12 protein-coding genes are annotated in these 13931 nt (G+C 71.6%); 4 read left to right on the top strand and 8 right to left on the bottom strand.

Features of this window, described 5'->3' with window-relative positions:
* The first annotated feature begins 12 nt into the window (after positions 1–12).
* From rsxE to CKO33_RS08770, 3 genes are read left to right on the top strand one after another with little or no spacing between them, the layout of a single operon-like run.
* On the top strand, positions 13–669 hold the full coding sequence (gene rsxE, locus CKO33_RS08780; RefSeq protein ID WP_200181585.1) for an electron transport complex subunit RsxE: 657 nt from the start codon (positions 13–15) through the stop codon (positions 667–669).
* Complete coding sequence (locus CKO33_RS08775) at positions 659–1240, top strand: electron transport complex protein RnfA (RefSeq protein ID WP_200181583.1); 582 nt, start codon at positions 659–661, stop codon at positions 1238–1240. The genes rsxE and CKO33_RS08775 overlap by 11 nt, the downstream gene beginning before the upstream one ends.
* A 22-nt stretch (positions 1241–1262) precedes the next feature.
* A complete protein-coding gene (locus CKO33_RS08770) occupies positions 1263–1457 on the top strand; it encodes a hypothetical protein (protein ID WP_200181582.1) in 195 nt (64 codons plus the stop codon).
* A 15-nt stretch (positions 1458–1472) separates the two neighbouring features.
* Here the strand turns inward: CKO33_RS08770 and CKO33_RS08765 are convergent, their stop codons facing one another.
* The 3 genes from CKO33_RS08765 to CKO33_RS08755 all read right to left on the bottom strand — a co-directional run bounded on the left by CKO33_RS08765 (position 1473) and on the right by CKO33_RS08755 (position 3015).
* Entirely contained in the window at positions 1473–1985 is a 513-nt protein-coding gene (locus tag CKO33_RS08765; protein ID WP_200181580.1) for an Hsp20/alpha crystallin family protein, read from the bottom strand.
* 133 nt (positions 1986–2118) lie between these two features.
* Positions 2119–2529 carry an Hsp20/alpha crystallin family protein gene (locus CKO33_RS08760; protein WP_242472560.1) on the bottom strand — a complete coding sequence of 137 codons (411 nt, stop codon included), beginning with the start codon at positions 2527–2529 and terminating at the stop codon, positions 2119–2121.
* A 42-nt stretch (positions 2530–2571) separates the two neighbouring features.
* Positions 2572–3015, bottom strand: a complete 444-nt coding sequence (locus CKO33_RS08755; RefSeq protein ID WP_200181578.1) for an Hsp20/alpha crystallin family protein — start codon at positions 3013–3015, stop codon at positions 2572–2574.
* Positions 3016–3337: 322 nt separating this feature from the next.
* Here CKO33_RS08755 and CKO33_RS08750 point away from each other — a divergent pair, with 322 nt between their 5' ends.
* Positions 3338–4132, top strand: coding sequence for a glutamine amidotransferase (locus CKO33_RS08750; RefSeq protein ID WP_200181576.1), 795 nt, complete (start codon positions 3338–3340; stop codon positions 4130–4132).
* On the opposite strand, the gene hrpA is transcribed toward CKO33_RS08750, so the two are convergent.
* From hrpA to CKO33_RS08725, 5 genes are all read right to left on the bottom strand, one after another.
* The gene (hrpA, locus tag CKO33_RS08745) at positions 4089–7982 is read right to left on the bottom strand and encodes an ATP-dependent RNA helicase HrpA (protein ID WP_200181574.1); all 3894 of its coding nucleotides are present in this window, start codon (positions 7980–7982) and stop codon (positions 4089–4091) included. The genes CKO33_RS08750 and hrpA overlap by 44 nt on opposite strands.
* A 57-nt stretch (positions 7983–8039) precedes the next feature.
* Positions 8040–8669: an SPOR domain-containing protein gene (locus CKO33_RS08740; RefSeq protein WP_200181572.1), complete on the bottom strand. Its 630-nt coding sequence runs from the start codon at positions 8667–8669 to the stop codon at positions 8040–8042.
* On the bottom strand, positions 8669–10429 hold the full coding sequence (gene argS, locus CKO33_RS08735) for an arginine--tRNA ligase (RefSeq protein WP_200181570.1): 1761 nt from the start codon (positions 10427–10429) through the stop codon (positions 8669–8671). The genes CKO33_RS08740 and argS overlap by 1 nt, the downstream gene beginning before the upstream one ends.
* 87 nt (positions 10430–10516) lie before the next feature.
* Positions 10517–12736, bottom strand: a complete 2220-nt coding sequence (locus CKO33_RS08730) for a primosomal protein N' (protein ID WP_200181568.1) — start codon at positions 12734–12736, stop codon at positions 10517–10519.
* Positions 12733–13931, bottom strand: a 1199-nt coding sequence (locus tag CKO33_RS08725) for a Coenzyme F420 hydrogenase/dehydrogenase, beta subunit C-terminal domain (RefSeq protein WP_200181566.1), incomplete at its 5' end; no start/stop codon positions are given. The genes CKO33_RS08730 and CKO33_RS08725, both read right to left, overlap by 4 nt.

Raw genomic sequence — 13931 nt, 5'->3', positions numbered from 1 at the left:
GGACCCCATCCCATGGCAACACACAACGACAGCCCCATCACCATGGATACCTTCCTCGCCGGCATCTGGCGGGAGAACCCGGTGTTCGTCATGCTCCTGGGCATGTGCCCGGTGCTGGCGGTGACCAACTCCGTCTCCAACGCCCTGGCCATGGGCCTGGCCACCACCTTCGTGCTGCTGTGCTCCAGCGCCCTGGTGGCCCTGCTGCGCCACCATATCCCCAAGGAGGTGCGCATCGCGGCCTATATCATCATCATCGCCACCTTCGTGACGGTGGTGGACTATGTCATCCAGGCGGTGAGCCTGGAGGTCTACAACGCCCTCGGGGCCTTCATCCAGCTCATCGTGGTGAACTGCATGATCCTGGGCCGGGCCGAGGCCTTCGCCTCCCGCAACCGGGTGGGCACCACCCTGGTCAACTCCCTGGGCATGGGCCTTGGCTTCACCCTGGCCCTGCTCTGCCTGGGTTCGGTGCGCGAGCTCCTGGGGGCGGGGACCCTGCTGGGCTTCCCGGTCTTCGGCGAGGCCTTCGAGCCCTGGGTCATCATGCTGCTGCCCCCCGGCGGGTTCTTCGTCCTCGGGGCGTGGCTGTTGCTGTTCGCCTGGGTGAAGGAGATGCAGATGAAACGCACGGCCCATGCCGGGGAGGCATCCGCCCATGCACGCTGAATCACTGGGGTACATCTTTCTCAACGCCGCCGTCATCAACAACTTCGTGCTGGCGCTGTTTCTGGGGATCTGCCCGCTGCTGGGGGTGTCCGGCAGGCTCAACACCGCCTTCTCCATGGGGCTGGCCACGGCGTTTGTCATGCTCATCAGCTCCACCGCCGCCTGGGGGCTGAACGCCCTGCTGAGCGCCTATGATCTGGAGTTTTTGCGCCTGATCGCCTATATCGCCGTGATCGCCTCGGCGGTGCAGCTGGTGGAGATGACCATCAAGAAGTTCAGCCCGCCCCTGTACAAGGCCCTGGGGATCTTCCTGCCCCTGATCACCACCAACTGCGCCATCCTGGGGGTGGCCCTGTTCCAGACCAATTACGAGTACGACTTTGTGCAGTCGGTGGTCTACAGCCTGGGGGCGGGGGCCGGATTCATCCTGGCCATCGTGCTCATGGCCGGTCTGCGGGAGCGGCTGGAGCTGGCGGATGTGCCCTCCATCGCCCGGGGGGCGGCCATGAGCCTGATGCTGGCGGGCATCCTGTCCCTGGCCTTCATGGGGTTTGCCGGGCTCGGGGGGTGATGCATTTGAACCGGATTGTGTCATGACCACCTATGTGATCACCGTGGCCATCCTCTTTGTGCTCTTCACCGGCTGGTACCTGGTGCAGGAGGCGGCGCGGCGTTTCGCCCGCCGCCACCCGGAACTGGGCCCCGCCAAGGAGGAGGGCGGGGGCTGTGCCGGCGGCTGCTGCAGCTGCGGTCTGTCGGGGGGCTGCGACGGCCGCCCGCGGGACTGAGACCGGCGGGTGCGTTCAGTCCGTCTGTACCTGGATCCGCCGCCGGCCTGTGGCCCCGGATCTGGGCAGTTCCACCTCCAGCACCCCGTTGCGGTAGCGGGCCCGGGCCCGGTCCGCGTCCACTGCGTCCGGCAGGGGGATGGCCCGCTCGAAACGGCCGTAGGCGCATTCGGCGATGCGGTAGCGGCCCTCGGTACGTTCCCGCTGGTAGCCCTTCTCGCCGCTGACCACCAGGTGGTCCCCCCGGACCTCGATTCCGAACTGGTCCCGGTCCAGCCCCGGGGCCTCCAGGCGCACCACCACCTGGTCGTCCCCCTCGAAGACCTCGGCGGCCATCACGCCCCATCCGCTGCTGCGGGCGGGTAGTGCCGTATCGCTGCCGTCCCCGCCATGGGTGTCCCCAGCCTTGGCGCCGGGACGGAAACGGGTGATGGCCCCGGAGGCACGCTGGTAGAGCCGTTGCCAACCCTCCAGTACGGAATCCCAGGCATGACCGATGCCTTCGCGCAACTGTCTCATGTTGGCCATGGTTTCACCTCCGTTTGCACAAACCCGTGGCCGGGCCATGTGCCGCCACGGGGAAGAAAAGGCCCTCCCCGCCCTGCGGGAAGGGCACCTGGCAGGGCAAGCCCCTGCCCATACCGGGGTCGGAAGCCGGGGATCAGTTCACGTTCACCTGGATCCGCCGCGGCTGGAACTCCGCCCGTTTGGGGATGTGCAGGGTCAGCACCCCATCCTTCATGGTGGCGCGGATCTGGTCCAGGTCCAGTTCGCGGCTGAGGGTGAAGCTCCTGCGGTAGCGCTTGCTGCGCAGGTCCGCATACAGGGCCTGCATCTCCTCGGGCATGGGGATGGAGACTTCGCCCTCGATGGTAAGCACGTCGTTCTCCACCTCCACCTCCAGGCGGTCCCTGGAGACCCCCGGCATGTCGGCCACCAGGGTGATCCCCGTGCCGTTCTCATGGATGTCCACCGGCGGCTGCATCACCCATTCCCGGCTGCGGGCCGGCTGTTGCTGCTGCATTCCGCGCTCCTCGCGGGGGCTCATCTGCTGCTGTGCCTGTTGGCTCATGGTCACCACCTCCTGAGATGTCGTTGTACGGGCCGAACGGGATCAATGCACCTCGATGCGCCGGGGCCGGGACGATTCACGCCGCTGCACCTGCACGTGCACCACCCCGTCCTGGTAGCGGGCCTCCACCCGGTCGGGGTCGGCATCCTCCGGCAGGGTGATCACCCGGCGGAACTCGCCGTCGAAGCGCTCACGCCGGTAGCTCTGCACCCCTTCCGGGGCCCCGGCGCTGCGCTGCCCGGCGACGGTGAGCAGGTGATTCTGCATGGAGACGTCCAGGCTGTCGGGGTCCATCCCCGGGGCGAAGACATAGACATCGAACCGCTCCGGGCTCGCCCCCACGTTCACCGGCGGGAAGGCCCCGGCGGCGGCCGAACGGATCCCCGCCGCGGGGGTGCCGCCGGCGCCGAAGATCTGGTCCATCTCCCGGCGCATGCGATCGAATTCACTGAACAGGTCGTTCTCCAACAGGTTCATTCCCCACATGGCATACACCTCCTCGTATCGGTTCCGACTGGAACCACGGGGGGGCGGCACCCGCCCCGTGTCTGGGATGCACGATGGGGGCGGACGGGGGGATTTCAAGCCCCCGCTGGCCGGGGTTGATCGCCCCGGGGCGCGGGGTATGCTGCGAGGCGAGGGGAGCCGCCGCCTCATGGGGGCGATGCCCAGACCCATGGGCCGCTGCCGTTGCCGGACGTGGCTCACGATCCAAGGCCGGGGCTGGCCGGACACCCCCCGTGCCCCCGCTGGCACCTGGGGGATGGGGTGCCAGGGCCCGGCGCCGGGGACTGCGAGGGGGGATGACATGGTGAAGGGGATACGACCGGCGGGGACGCTGCTGATCTTGAAGACGGGCACCAAGCTGGACACCCTGAGGGACGTGCCCGGGGACTACGAGGACTGGATCGCCGCCGGTATGGGCTGGCCCCGGGAGGCGATGCAGGTGGCCGATGTGCGCCGGGGGGATCCCCTGCCGGCACCGGATTCGGTGGCCGCGGTGGCGGTGACCGGCTCCGGCGCCATGGTCACCGAGGCGGCCCCGTGGATGGCCCGCTCCGGGCGCTGGCTGGTGGCGGCCGTGGAGCGGGGGCTGCCGGTGCTGGGGATCTGCTTCGGCCACCAGCTCCTGGCCTGGGCCCTGGGGGGCAGGGTGGGCGACAACCCCAATGGCATCGAGGTGGGCACCGTGGAGGTGAGTCTCAATGTGGCTGCGGCGGAGGACCCCCTGTTCTCGGTGCTGCCCTCCCGCTTCCCGGCCCAGGTGAGCCATACCCAGTCGGTGCTGGCCCTGCCGCCGGGGGCGGTGCCCCTGGGGCGCAGTGCCATGGAGGCCCACCAGGGGTTTCGTCTGGGGCCGCGGGCCTGGGGGCTGCAGTTCCATCCGGAGTTCGACCGCCGCATCATCCCCCATTACGTGGACTCCTACCGTCCCCGCCTGGAGGCCGCCGGCCGGGCGGTGGCCCCCCTGCTGGAGGGGTTGCGGGAGACCCCCGGGAGCACCCGGGTGCTGGCCCGTTTCGCCGCCCTGGCGTCGGGGATGACCGCCCCGGAGGGCCTCAGGACCGGTCCAGGGCCCGGCGGTCCTCCTCCAGGCGCTTGACGGAGACCTTCTCCGCCGTGCCCAGCTCCTGGGCAAAGAGGGAGACCCGCAGCTCCTCGATGCGCCAGCGATAGCGGGTGAGGGCATCCCGCTGCCGCGCGGGCACCCCCCGGGCCAGGCGGGCCTTGCAGTCCGCCCACAGGGGTTCGATCTCCACCCGGGCCCGCCGGTCCTTCTCCGGCGCCTGGTCCAGCCGCTCCAGACGCCGCCCGAGGGCCGCCAGATAGCGGGGATACTGTTCCAGCCAATGGCCGGGGGTGTCCAGGAGGAAGTGGGGATGGATGAGGTGGTCCAGCTGGTCGCGGATGTCGCCGGCGGCCTCCACCCAGGACAGGGGCAGGGCCCCCTTGAGGCGGCCGCGGATGGCCTGGTAGGGCTCCAGGATGCGGCCTGCCAGGGTGCACAGGGCGTTGGCCTGGGCCGTGAGTTGCCCGCGCCCGGCCTCCAGGCGGGCGCGGAAGGCGTCGCCGTCCCGGGGCCAGGGGTCCTGCAGGAAGACCCGGTCCACGGCGGCGAAGACCAGGTCGTCCTTGAGGGCCTCACAGCGGTCCACGGGGCTGTACTGCAGGCACAGGCGCTGGATCCCCGGCAGGTGGCGGTAGACGTACTTCACCTCGTCGCGCACCCCCAGCATGAACAGGCGCCGCAGTCCGGCCCGGTGGATCTGTGCGGCCCGCTCCGGGTGATCCGCCAGGGTCAGGGCGACGCTATCGCCCCGGTCCTCCAGGGCGGGATAGCCGCGCAGGGTGGCCCCGTGCTGCTCAAAGGTCACGTCCTCTTGCAGGGGGCCGAAGTCCCAGTCGGTGATCCCCTCGCGCTCGAAGCCGCCGGGGCGGTGGGTCTCGAAGGTCTCCTCCGCCTCCCCGGCCAGGCGGGCCCGGAGCCCCTCCAGGTCGCGGCCGGCGTCCAGTTCCCGGCCCCCGGCGTCCACCACGCGGTAGCGCATCACCAGATGGGCCTCCAGGCGCCCCGGCTGCCAGGTGTCCGGGGGGATGTCGGTGCCCGTCATCTCCCGCAGGGCGCGGGCCAGGGCGGGGATCATGGGCCCCTGGGGTTCGCCGATGCGGTCCAGGGCGGCGCGGGCGAAGTCCGGGGCGGGCACGAAGTGGCGGCGCAGGGTCTTGGGCAGGCTGCGGATGAGGGCCGTGGCCTTCTCCTCCCGCAGTCCCGGCACCAGCCAGTCCCCCACGTCCGGGTCCAGGGCGTTGAGGGCCGCCAGGGGCACGGTGAGGGTGACCCCGTCCGCCTCGTGGCCCGGGTCGAAGTGATAGGACAGGGGCAGGCGCAGGCCCTGGATCTCCAGGTGATCGGGGAAGGCCCCGGCGTCCAGGTCCGGGGCCTGCTGCTGCAGCAGGGTGTCCCGGTCCAGGTAGAGGATATGCGGGTCTTCGGCCTCGGCCTGCTGGCGCCAGCGCTCGAAGCCGGCGGCGTCGTGCACATGGGCGGGCAGGCGGGCGTCGTAGAAGTCGTACAGCACCTGCTCGTCCGCCAGCAGGTCCCGCCGCCGGCCCCGGGCCTCCAGGTCCTCGATCTCGCGGATGAGCCCCCGGTTGTGTTCCAGGGCCGGGGCGCGGCTGCGCAGGCGTCCGGCCACCAGCCCCTCGCGGATGAAGACGCGGCGGGCGTCCTCCGGATCCACCCGGCCGTAGTTCACCCGGCGTTTCGGGTGCACCACCAGGCCGTGCAGGGTGATGTGATCAAAGGCCCCCACGGTGCCGCGCCGGGGCTGGAAATGGGGTTCGAAGTACTGGTGCTTGAGCAGGTGCGCCGCCACGGTCTCCAGCCATTCCGGGCGGATGGCGGCGCATTCCCGGGCGTAGACCCGGGTGGTCTCGGCGATCTCGGCCGCCATCACCCACCCCGGCGGGCTCTTGAACAGCCCCGAGCCCGGGTGGATGTGGAAGCGGCGGTTGCGGGCCCCCAGGTAGTCCCCCCGCTCGGTCTTCATCCCCACCTGGTTCACCAGCCCCGTGAGCAGGGCGCGGTGGATGGCGTCGTGCTCGGCGGGGGTCTGGTTCTCCTTCAGGCCCAGCTCGTTCAGGTGCTGGCGCAGCTGGCCGTGCAGGTCCTGCCATTCGCGCATGCGCACGAAGGAGAGGAAACGCTCCCGGCACCAGGCCCGCAGCTTGGACTGGGACAGATGCCGGGACTGTTCCCGCCAGTCCTGCCACAGCCGCAGGTAACCGAGGAAGTCCGAACCGGCCTCGCGGTAACGGGCATGGGCCTCGTCCGCCGCCTGTCGCTTCTCCGCCGGGCGCTCCCGCGGGTCCTGGATGGCCAGCATGGCCGTGATCACCGTCACCTCCGCCAGGGCCTGTTCCCGTGCCCCGGCCAGGAGCATGGCCCCCAGCATCGGGTCCAGGGGCAGCCGCGCCAGGCGCCGGCCCGTGTCGGTGATGCGGTGGGCCCCGTCCACCGCCTGCAGGGTCTCCAGCAGTTTGAAGCCGTCCCGGATCAGGCGCGTGTCCGGCGGGTCCACGAAGGGGAAGGCCTCCGGATCCCCCAGGTCCAGATGGGCCATCTGCAGGATCACCGAGGCCAGGTTGGAGCGCAGGATCTCCGGGTCGGTGTACTCCGGCCGCAGCTGGAAGTCCTCCTCGCCATAGAGCCGGATGCAGATGCCCGGGCCCAGGCGGCCGCAGCGTCCGGCCCGCTGGTCCGCCGAGGCCCGGGAGACCGGTTCCAGGGACAGGCGCTGCACCCGGGAGCGCCAGGCGTAGCGGGCCACCCGCGCCAGGCCGCTGTCGATGACGTAGCGGATGCCCGGTACGGTGAGGGCCGTCTCCGCCACGTTGGTGGCCAGCACCACGCGCCGCCCGCGGTGGGGGGCGAACACCTTGTTCTGTTCCGCCGCCGACAGGCGGGCGTAGAGGGGCAGGATCTCCGTGTGCCGCGGGTGGTGCTTGCGCAGGGCCTCGGCCGCCTCGCGGATCTCCCGCTCCCCCGGCAGGAAGGTCAGGATGTCGCCGGGGCCTTCCGCGGCCAGTTCGTCCACCGCCTGCACCAGGGCGTCGTTGAGGTCCCGCTCCGTGTCGGTACCGTCCTCGCCGCTGACCGGGCGGTAGCGGATCTCCACCGGGTAGGTGCGGCCGGGGACATGGTAGATGGGGGCGTCCCCGAAGTGTGCGGCGATACGTTCCGGGGCCAGGGTGGCGGAGGTGACGATGAGTTTGAGGTCGTCGCGGCGCTCCAGCAGGCGCTTGAGGTAGCCCAGCAGGAAGTCGATGTTCAGGCTGCGCTCGTGGGCCTCGTCGATGATGAGGGTGTCGTAGGCCCGCAGGTCCGGGTCGGAGCGCAGTTCCGCCAGCAGGATGCCGTCGGTCATGAGTTTGACCCGGGTTTCGGGGCGCACGTGATCGGAGAAGCGCACCTTGAAGCCCACGGTCTCCCCGATGCGGCCCTGCATCTCCTCGGCGATGCGCGTGGCCACGGAGCGGGCGGCGATGCGCCGCGGCTGGGTGTGGCCGATGAGGCCGTCCACGCCGCGCCCCAGGTCCAGGCAGATCTTGGGCAGCTGCGTGGTCTTGCCCGAGCCGGTCTCGCCGCAGACCACCACCACCGGGTGTTTCTCCAGCAGCGCGGCGATCTCCGCCCGGTGGGCGCTCACCGGCAGGTCGTCGGGGAATTCCGGGCGCGGATGGCTGGCCAGGCGCTGCTCCCGGGCCTGCAGGGAGGCCTCGATCCGGGACTGGAGGCGGGCCTGCATGCGGTCCGCCGGCTTGCCGGCGGCCATGCGCCGGCGCAGGCGGGTGATCTCCCGGGCCAGGTTGGGGCGGTCCGGGGCCAGGCAGCGGGGGAGCAGGGATTCCAGTTGATCGGCGGTGGGCAGGGGGGCGTCGGTGTCGGACATGGGGCTATTGTGCCCGCCGGCGGTGCGGGCCGGAAAGGGCCGGGAGATGGCGCTAGGTCAGCCGGAATCCGGCAGCGTCACGGTCACCGTCTGGATGCGGTGTTCGGCCAGGCGGCTGCGCATGCGTTCCAGGGCATCCCGGTTGTCGAAGGGGCCGATGCGCACCCGGTGCCAGGTGTCGTTGTTCACCCGCACCTTCTGGATATGGGCCTCGATCCCCAGCATGGCCAGGTTGGCGCGCATGCGGTCGGCCTGCTGGGCCTGCTGGAAGGCACCCGCCTGGATGAGGAAACGTGTCCCCTCCGCAGCCGGTGGCTCCGGACGGGCGGCCGGTTCCCTGCCGGGGTCCGGGGCCGGTTGCACGGGGTCCGGACGGGGCGCGTTCCGGGAGGGGGCGGGCGGCGGCGACGGGGCCTGTTCCGGCACCGCCACCTCCAGCTCCGGCAGCAGGGTGTAGAAGTCGAAGCGCGGCTGCCCGCCCTCGCCGGACCCGTTTTGTGGGGCCTCCTGCACGGCCCTCTCCCGGGCGGTGCCGGGGGCGGGGCGGTTGGCGTCTAGGTACACCAGCAGGGCCGTGAACAGGCCGATGGCCAGCCCGGCGGCGCCCCAGACCCAGCCGGGCAGGGGCGGTTTCTCCTCCGGGGGCGGGTTCTTGCGGCTGGCCTGGTTCGCGCGCTTGGTGGCCATCACATCTCCTCGGGGGCGGAGACGCCCAGAAGGTGCAGGCCGTTGGCGATCACCTGGCGCACCGCCAGGATCAGGTTCAGGCGGGCGTCCCGCAGGGCGGCGTCGTCCACCAGGAAGGGGTGGGCGTTGTAGTAGGTGTGGAAGTCATTGGCCAGATCCCGCAGGTAGTTGGCCACCTGGTGGGGTTCCTGGGTCAGGGCGGCGGCCTCCACCAGTTCCGGGTAGTGGGCCAGGCGGCCCAGCAGGGCGGTCTCGTGGTCCTCGGTGAGCCGGTCCAGGTGGGCCCGGCCGTGTTCCGGGTCGTGCACCAGGCCCTTGGCCTGCATCTGGCGCAGGACGCTGCACACCCGGGCGTGGGCGTACTGGATGTAATAGACCGGGTTGTCCGCCGACTGGGACTTGGCCAGGTCCAGGTCGAAATCCAGATGCTGCTCGCAGCGGCGCATGACGTAGAAGAAACGGGCCGCGTCCCGGCCCACCTCGTCCCGCAGTTCCCGCAGGGTGACGAAGCTGCCGGAGCGGGTGGACATCTGCACCCGCTCGCCACCGCGGTAGAGGATGGCGAACTGCACCAGCAGCACGTCCAGGCGGGTGTCGTCCTGTTCCATGGCCCGCAGGGCGGCCTGCACCCGGGGGACGTAGCCGTGGTGGTCGGCGCCCCAGACGTCGATCACCCGGTCATAGCCGCGCTCGAACTTCTCTAGGTGGTAGGCGATGTCCGAGGCGAAATAGGTGGTCTGACCGTTGTCCCGCTGCACCACCCGGTCCTTCTCGTCGCCGTAGTCGCTGGAGCGGAACCACAGGGCCCCGTCCCGCTCGTACAGCTGGCCCTTCTCCCGCAGGATCTCCAGGGCCCGGTTGACGGCGCCCCGCTCTGTGAGGCCGCGCTCGGAGTACCAGTGGTCGTAGGTGACGCCAAACGCCTCCAGGTCTTGGCGGATGTCGTCCAGGATCTCGTTCAGGCCCAGTTCGAAGACGTAGCGGTAGCGGTTCTCCCCCAGCTTCTCCCGGGCGCGGGCGATGACGGCGTCGATATGGGCCTCCTTGTCGCCGCCGTCGGGTTCGTCCGGCGGCAGGCCCTGGGTCAGCTCCGCGCTGGAGACGGCGTAGGCATCGCCGTGCTCCTGGTGCAGGGTCTTGGCGATGCGGCGCACGTAGTCGCCGCGGTAGCCGTTGGCCGGGAACGGCACCGTCACGCCGCAGCATTCCAGGTAGCGCAGCCAGACGCTGGCGGCGAGGATGTCCATCTGCCGGCCGGCGTCGTTGACGTAGTATTCCCGGTGCACGTCAAAGCCCACCGCCTCCAGCAGGTCCGCCACCGCCGCGCCGTAGGCGGCGCCGCGGCCGTGACCCACGTGCAGGGGACCCGTCGGGTTGGCGGAGACGAACTCCACCTGCACGCGCCGGCCCGCGCCGACACGGCTGCGGCCGTAGGCCGCCCCCGCCTCCAGGATCCGGGTGATCACCGCCAGGCGCGCACTGCGGCTGATGAACAGGTTGATGAAGCCGGGACCGGCGATCTCCACCCGCTCCAGGATGTCGGAGGGGGGCAGGCGGTCCACGATGCGCTGGGCCACCTCCCGGGGTCTGGCCCCCATGGGTTTGGCCAGCTGCATGGCCAGGTTGCTGGCGAAATCCCCGTGGGTCTTGTCCCGGGTGCGGGTGAGCTGCACCTCCACGGGGTGTCCGGAGGGCAGGTCACCGCTGTCCTTGAGGCTCTGGAGGGCGGATTCGAGAAGGGACTGTAGTTGCGGTTTCAAGGTCGGTTATCCGATGGAAGCGGGCGGCGAGAATGGATCTATGGGTTTGATTTTACCGGGAAGGAGGGAACGGGTTAAGTGGCGGATTCAGCCCAGGTCCACCGGGTCCACGTCGATGGACCAGCGCACGCGCCGCGCCTGGGGCAGGTCCGCCAGCCCCGGCAGGGCGGCCAGGGCGGCCTGCAGCGGGCGGCGGCCGGGGGCATGGATCAGGAGCTGGGCGCGGTGGCGGCCGGCGCGGCGTTCCATGGGGGCGGGGGCCGGCCCCCACAGCTGTACGTCTTCGGGGGCCCGGGCCTGCAGGTGCCCCCGGGCCGCCTCCAGGAAGGCCCCCGGTGCCTCGGCGTCGGTGGCCTCGGCCCGCAGCAGGGCCAGGGCGGCGTAGGGCGGCAGTCCGGCCTCCCGCCGCTCCGCCAGGGCGGCCCGGGCGAAGGCGGCATAGCCCGAGCGCAGCAGCAGGGTGAGCAGGGGGTGCTCCGGCTGGTGGGTCTGGATGAGCACCTCGCCGGGGCGGCTGGCGCGGCCGGCGCGTCCGGCCACCTGGATCACCGTCTGCGCCAGGCGTTCCACGGCGCGAAAGTCGGGACTGAACAGCCCCTGGTCGGCGTCCAGGATGGCCGCCAGGGTGACATCGGGGAAGTCGTGCCCCTTGGCCAGCATCTGGGTGCCCACCAGGATGCGGTGCTGGCCGCTGCGCACCTGGGCGAAGGCCGCCTCCAGGGCCCCCTTGCAGCGCATGCTGTCGCGGTCGATGCGCACCGCGGAATACTGCGGGAAGTGGCGCGCCAGGGCCTGCTGGATGCGTTCCGTGCCCTGGCCCCGGGGGCTCAGGGGGCCGCTGCACTGGGGGCAGCGGGCAGGCACGGGGGTCTCGTGGCCGCAGTGATGGCAGCGCAGGCGGCCGGGGCCGGCGTGCCAGGTGAGGCGGGCATCGCAGCGCGGGCATTCCGCCACCCAGCCGCAGGCATGGCAGAGGACGGCGGGGGCGAAGCCACGGCGGTTGAGGAACAGCAGCACCTGGCCGCCGGCCTCCAGATGCTGCGCCATGCGGGCCAGCAGGCCCTCCGAGAGTCCCTCGTCCATGAACTGGCGGCGCACATCCAGGAGCCGGAGGCGGGGCGCACAGGCGCCGCCGGCCCGGTCCGGCAGGTGCAGGTGTACGTACTGGCCGCGATCCGCGTTGGCCAGGGTCTCCAGGGCCGGGGTGGCCGAGCCCAGCAGCACCGGCACCCCTTCCCGATGCCCCCGCAGCACCGCCAGGTCGCGGGCGTGATAGCGGAATCCCTCCTGCTGTTTCAGGGAGGGATCGTGCTCCTCGTCCACGAGGATGACGCCGGGGTGGCGCCAGGGGACGAAGACCGCCGAACGGGTGCCGATGATCACCCCGGCGGTACCGTCCCGGGCGCACAGCCAGGCGCAGTGGCGTTCGCTGTCGGCAAGGCCGGAGTGGAGCACGGCGATGCGGGTGTCCAGGCGCCGGCGGAAGCGTTCCAGCAGCTGCGGTGTGAGGGCGATCTCCGGCACCAGCACCAGGGCCTGGCGGCCGGCGGCCAGGGTGGAGCGGATGATGTGCAGGTAGACCTCGGTCTTGCCACTGCCGGTGACCCCCTCCAGCAGGTGGCAGGAATACCCCCGCCCCAGGGCCTGTTCCACCCTCTGCACCGCCGCCTCCTGGGCCGGGTTCAGCTCCGGGGGAGGCTGCGCCGGGATCTCGGCTGGCGGCAGGCAGGGGGGCTGTTCCGGGATCACCAGGCCCTTGTCCCGCAGGGTCGCCAGGGGACGGTGCAGGTCGCGCCCCTCCGGGCCCCGCAGGGCCTCGGCGGTGAGGCCCCCGGGGGACTGCAGCAGCCGCTGCAGCAGCCGGTGCTGGGTCGGGGCCCGGACCAGGGTCTCCAGGGCGGCGGCGGCGTCGGGGGCGGGCCGGTACAGGGTCGGCCCCCGGGCGGCGGCGGGGCGCCCCTGGCGCAGCAGGGCGGGGAGGGCGGCGCTGATCGCCTCCCCCACCGGGTACCGGTAGTACGCCGCCGCCCAGGTGAGCAGCCCCAGCAGCGCCGGTGGCAGCAGGGGTTCCGTGTCCAGGACCTGGGTGACGGCCCGCAACCGGTGCCCGGACACCGCCGACCCGCTGGCCTGTTCCAGCACCACCCCCACCAGGCTGCGGCGGCCGAAGGGGACGCGTACCCGGGCCCCCGGAGGCGGCATGGGCCCTTCCCCGGGCGGGCGATAATCGAAGGTGCCGTGTACCGGTGTGGGTACGGCCACCCGCAGCACCGGGGCCGCGGTGGCCTCCTCCCGCTGGGGGGTCACGCGTCGCGGCGCTCCCCGGGGCGGGGCTCGATGCCGTAGGGGGCCACCAGGCGCCAGACGTGGTCGGGCACCATGTGTCGCAGGCGCCGGGGACGGGTCTGGCGCAGGTGCAGGATGGTCTCCCCGGCCTTCATCTCCAGCCGGGCCCGGGCCAGTTCCAGCCCCCGGGGGCCGATGCGGGGCATGAGGAAGGCGGCGATGGGCCGCGCCCAGTCGGGCATGCCCCGGGTGGGCAGACCACCGGCGGCCTTTTCCGTGTTGGCGATAAAGCCCTTCACCGACCCCTGGCGCTTGCCGGCGCTGCCGGGTTCACGGGTGCGCAGTTCGTTGCCCAGCAACGACACCAGCCGTTCCCCGCGCTCGTTGCGCACGATGAGCCACTGTTCCCCCTGGCCGGCCATGTAACCCACGGTGAGGTCCGCCAGGCTGTTGGTGTAGTCGACGCAGGTCTTGCAGGTGAGGGGGAAGAAGTCCGGGGGCAGTTGCGAGATGGGCAGTTTGAGGAAGGGGATGCGGCGCACGGCCCCGTCCCGGAAGCGCAGCTCCACGTGGTAGTCGGGCATGAATTCCAGATAGGTGACCTCGCCGGGGCGGTCCGTGAGCAGCCCCAGGAATTCGTGGAAGCGTTCGGTGGTGGTGTTGTCGGAACAGGGGATGCCGATGACGTGGAGCACATCCAGGTCCAGCTCCGGCTCCAGGGCCCGCAGGGGGTAGATCTGGCAGGGGATGCCGATCACCGCCAGGCGGCGCAGGCCCCGGGCGCGGGCGGTGTCCAGCAGGGCCAGCAGGGGGGCGAAGCCCATGCGCATGCCACGGCAGCGGGCCATGTCCTCGGCCCGGGTCACCAGGGTGGGCCGGGGCCGCCAGGGGTCCTCGGGGTCTCCGGTCATGGCCAGCACGGCGTCCACCTGGCCGGTCTCCAGCAGGCGCTGGCCGATGCGGGTGGTGATGCCGGTCCACTGGGCCCCTTCCCGGGGGGGGTCCAGGGCCGCCTGGAGCATGCGGCGGTGGACGCCGAAAAAGCCCTCGTCGCCGCGTTCCGGATCCCGCGGGCGACCGTGGATGCGGGTCTCCAGTTCGCTGTAGCGGGGGCGGATGAACTGGCAGGCCCGGCCGCAGCGGCGGGGGTCCTCGCTGCGGCTCAGGCCACAGTCGGTGCACAGGTCCCGGTGGGGGGCGGGCCGCGCCTCGGGGC

Origin of the sequence: Ectothiorhodospira mobilis, assembly GCF_016584115.1 — a bacterium.
Taxonomy (GTDB): domain Bacteria; phylum Pseudomonadota; class Gammaproteobacteria; order Ectothiorhodospirales; family Ectothiorhodospiraceae; genus Ectothiorhodospira; species Ectothiorhodospira mobilis.
This window is presented reverse-complemented; position numbering and strand designations above follow the sequence as displayed.

Coding starts and splice junctions, on each gene's coding strand:
- rsxE (WP_200181585.1), top strand. CDS start 13: ATGGCAACACACAACGACAGCCCCATCACCATGGATACCTTCCTCGCC.
- CKO33_RS08775 (WP_200181583.1), top strand. CDS start 659: ATGCACGCTGAATCACTGGGGTACATCTTTCTCAACGCCGCCGTCATC.
- CKO33_RS08770 (WP_200181582.1), top strand. CDS start 1,263: ATGACCACCTATGTGATCACCGTGGCCATCCTCTTTGTGCTCTTCACC.
- CKO33_RS08765 (WP_200181580.1), bottom strand. CDS start 1,985: ATGGCCAACATGAGACAGTTGCGCGAAGGCATCGGTCATGCCTGGGAT.
- CKO33_RS08760 (WP_242472560.1), bottom strand. CDS start 2,529: ATGAGCCAACAGGCACAGCAGCAGATGAGCCCCCGCGAGGAGCGCGGA.
- CKO33_RS08755 (WP_200181578.1), bottom strand. CDS start 3,015: ATGTGGGGAATGAACCTGTTGGAGAACGACCTGTTCAGTGAATTCGAT.
- CKO33_RS08750 (WP_200181576.1), top strand. CDS start 3,338: ATGGTGAAGGGGATACGACCGGCGGGGACGCTGCTGATCTTGAAGACG.
- hrpA (WP_200181574.1), bottom strand. CDS start 7,982: ATGTCCGACACCGACGCCCCCCTGCCCACCGCCGATCAACTGGAATCC.
- CKO33_RS08740 (WP_200181572.1), bottom strand. CDS start 8,669: ATGGCCACCAAGCGCGCGAACCAGGCCAGCCGCAAGAACCCGCCCCCG.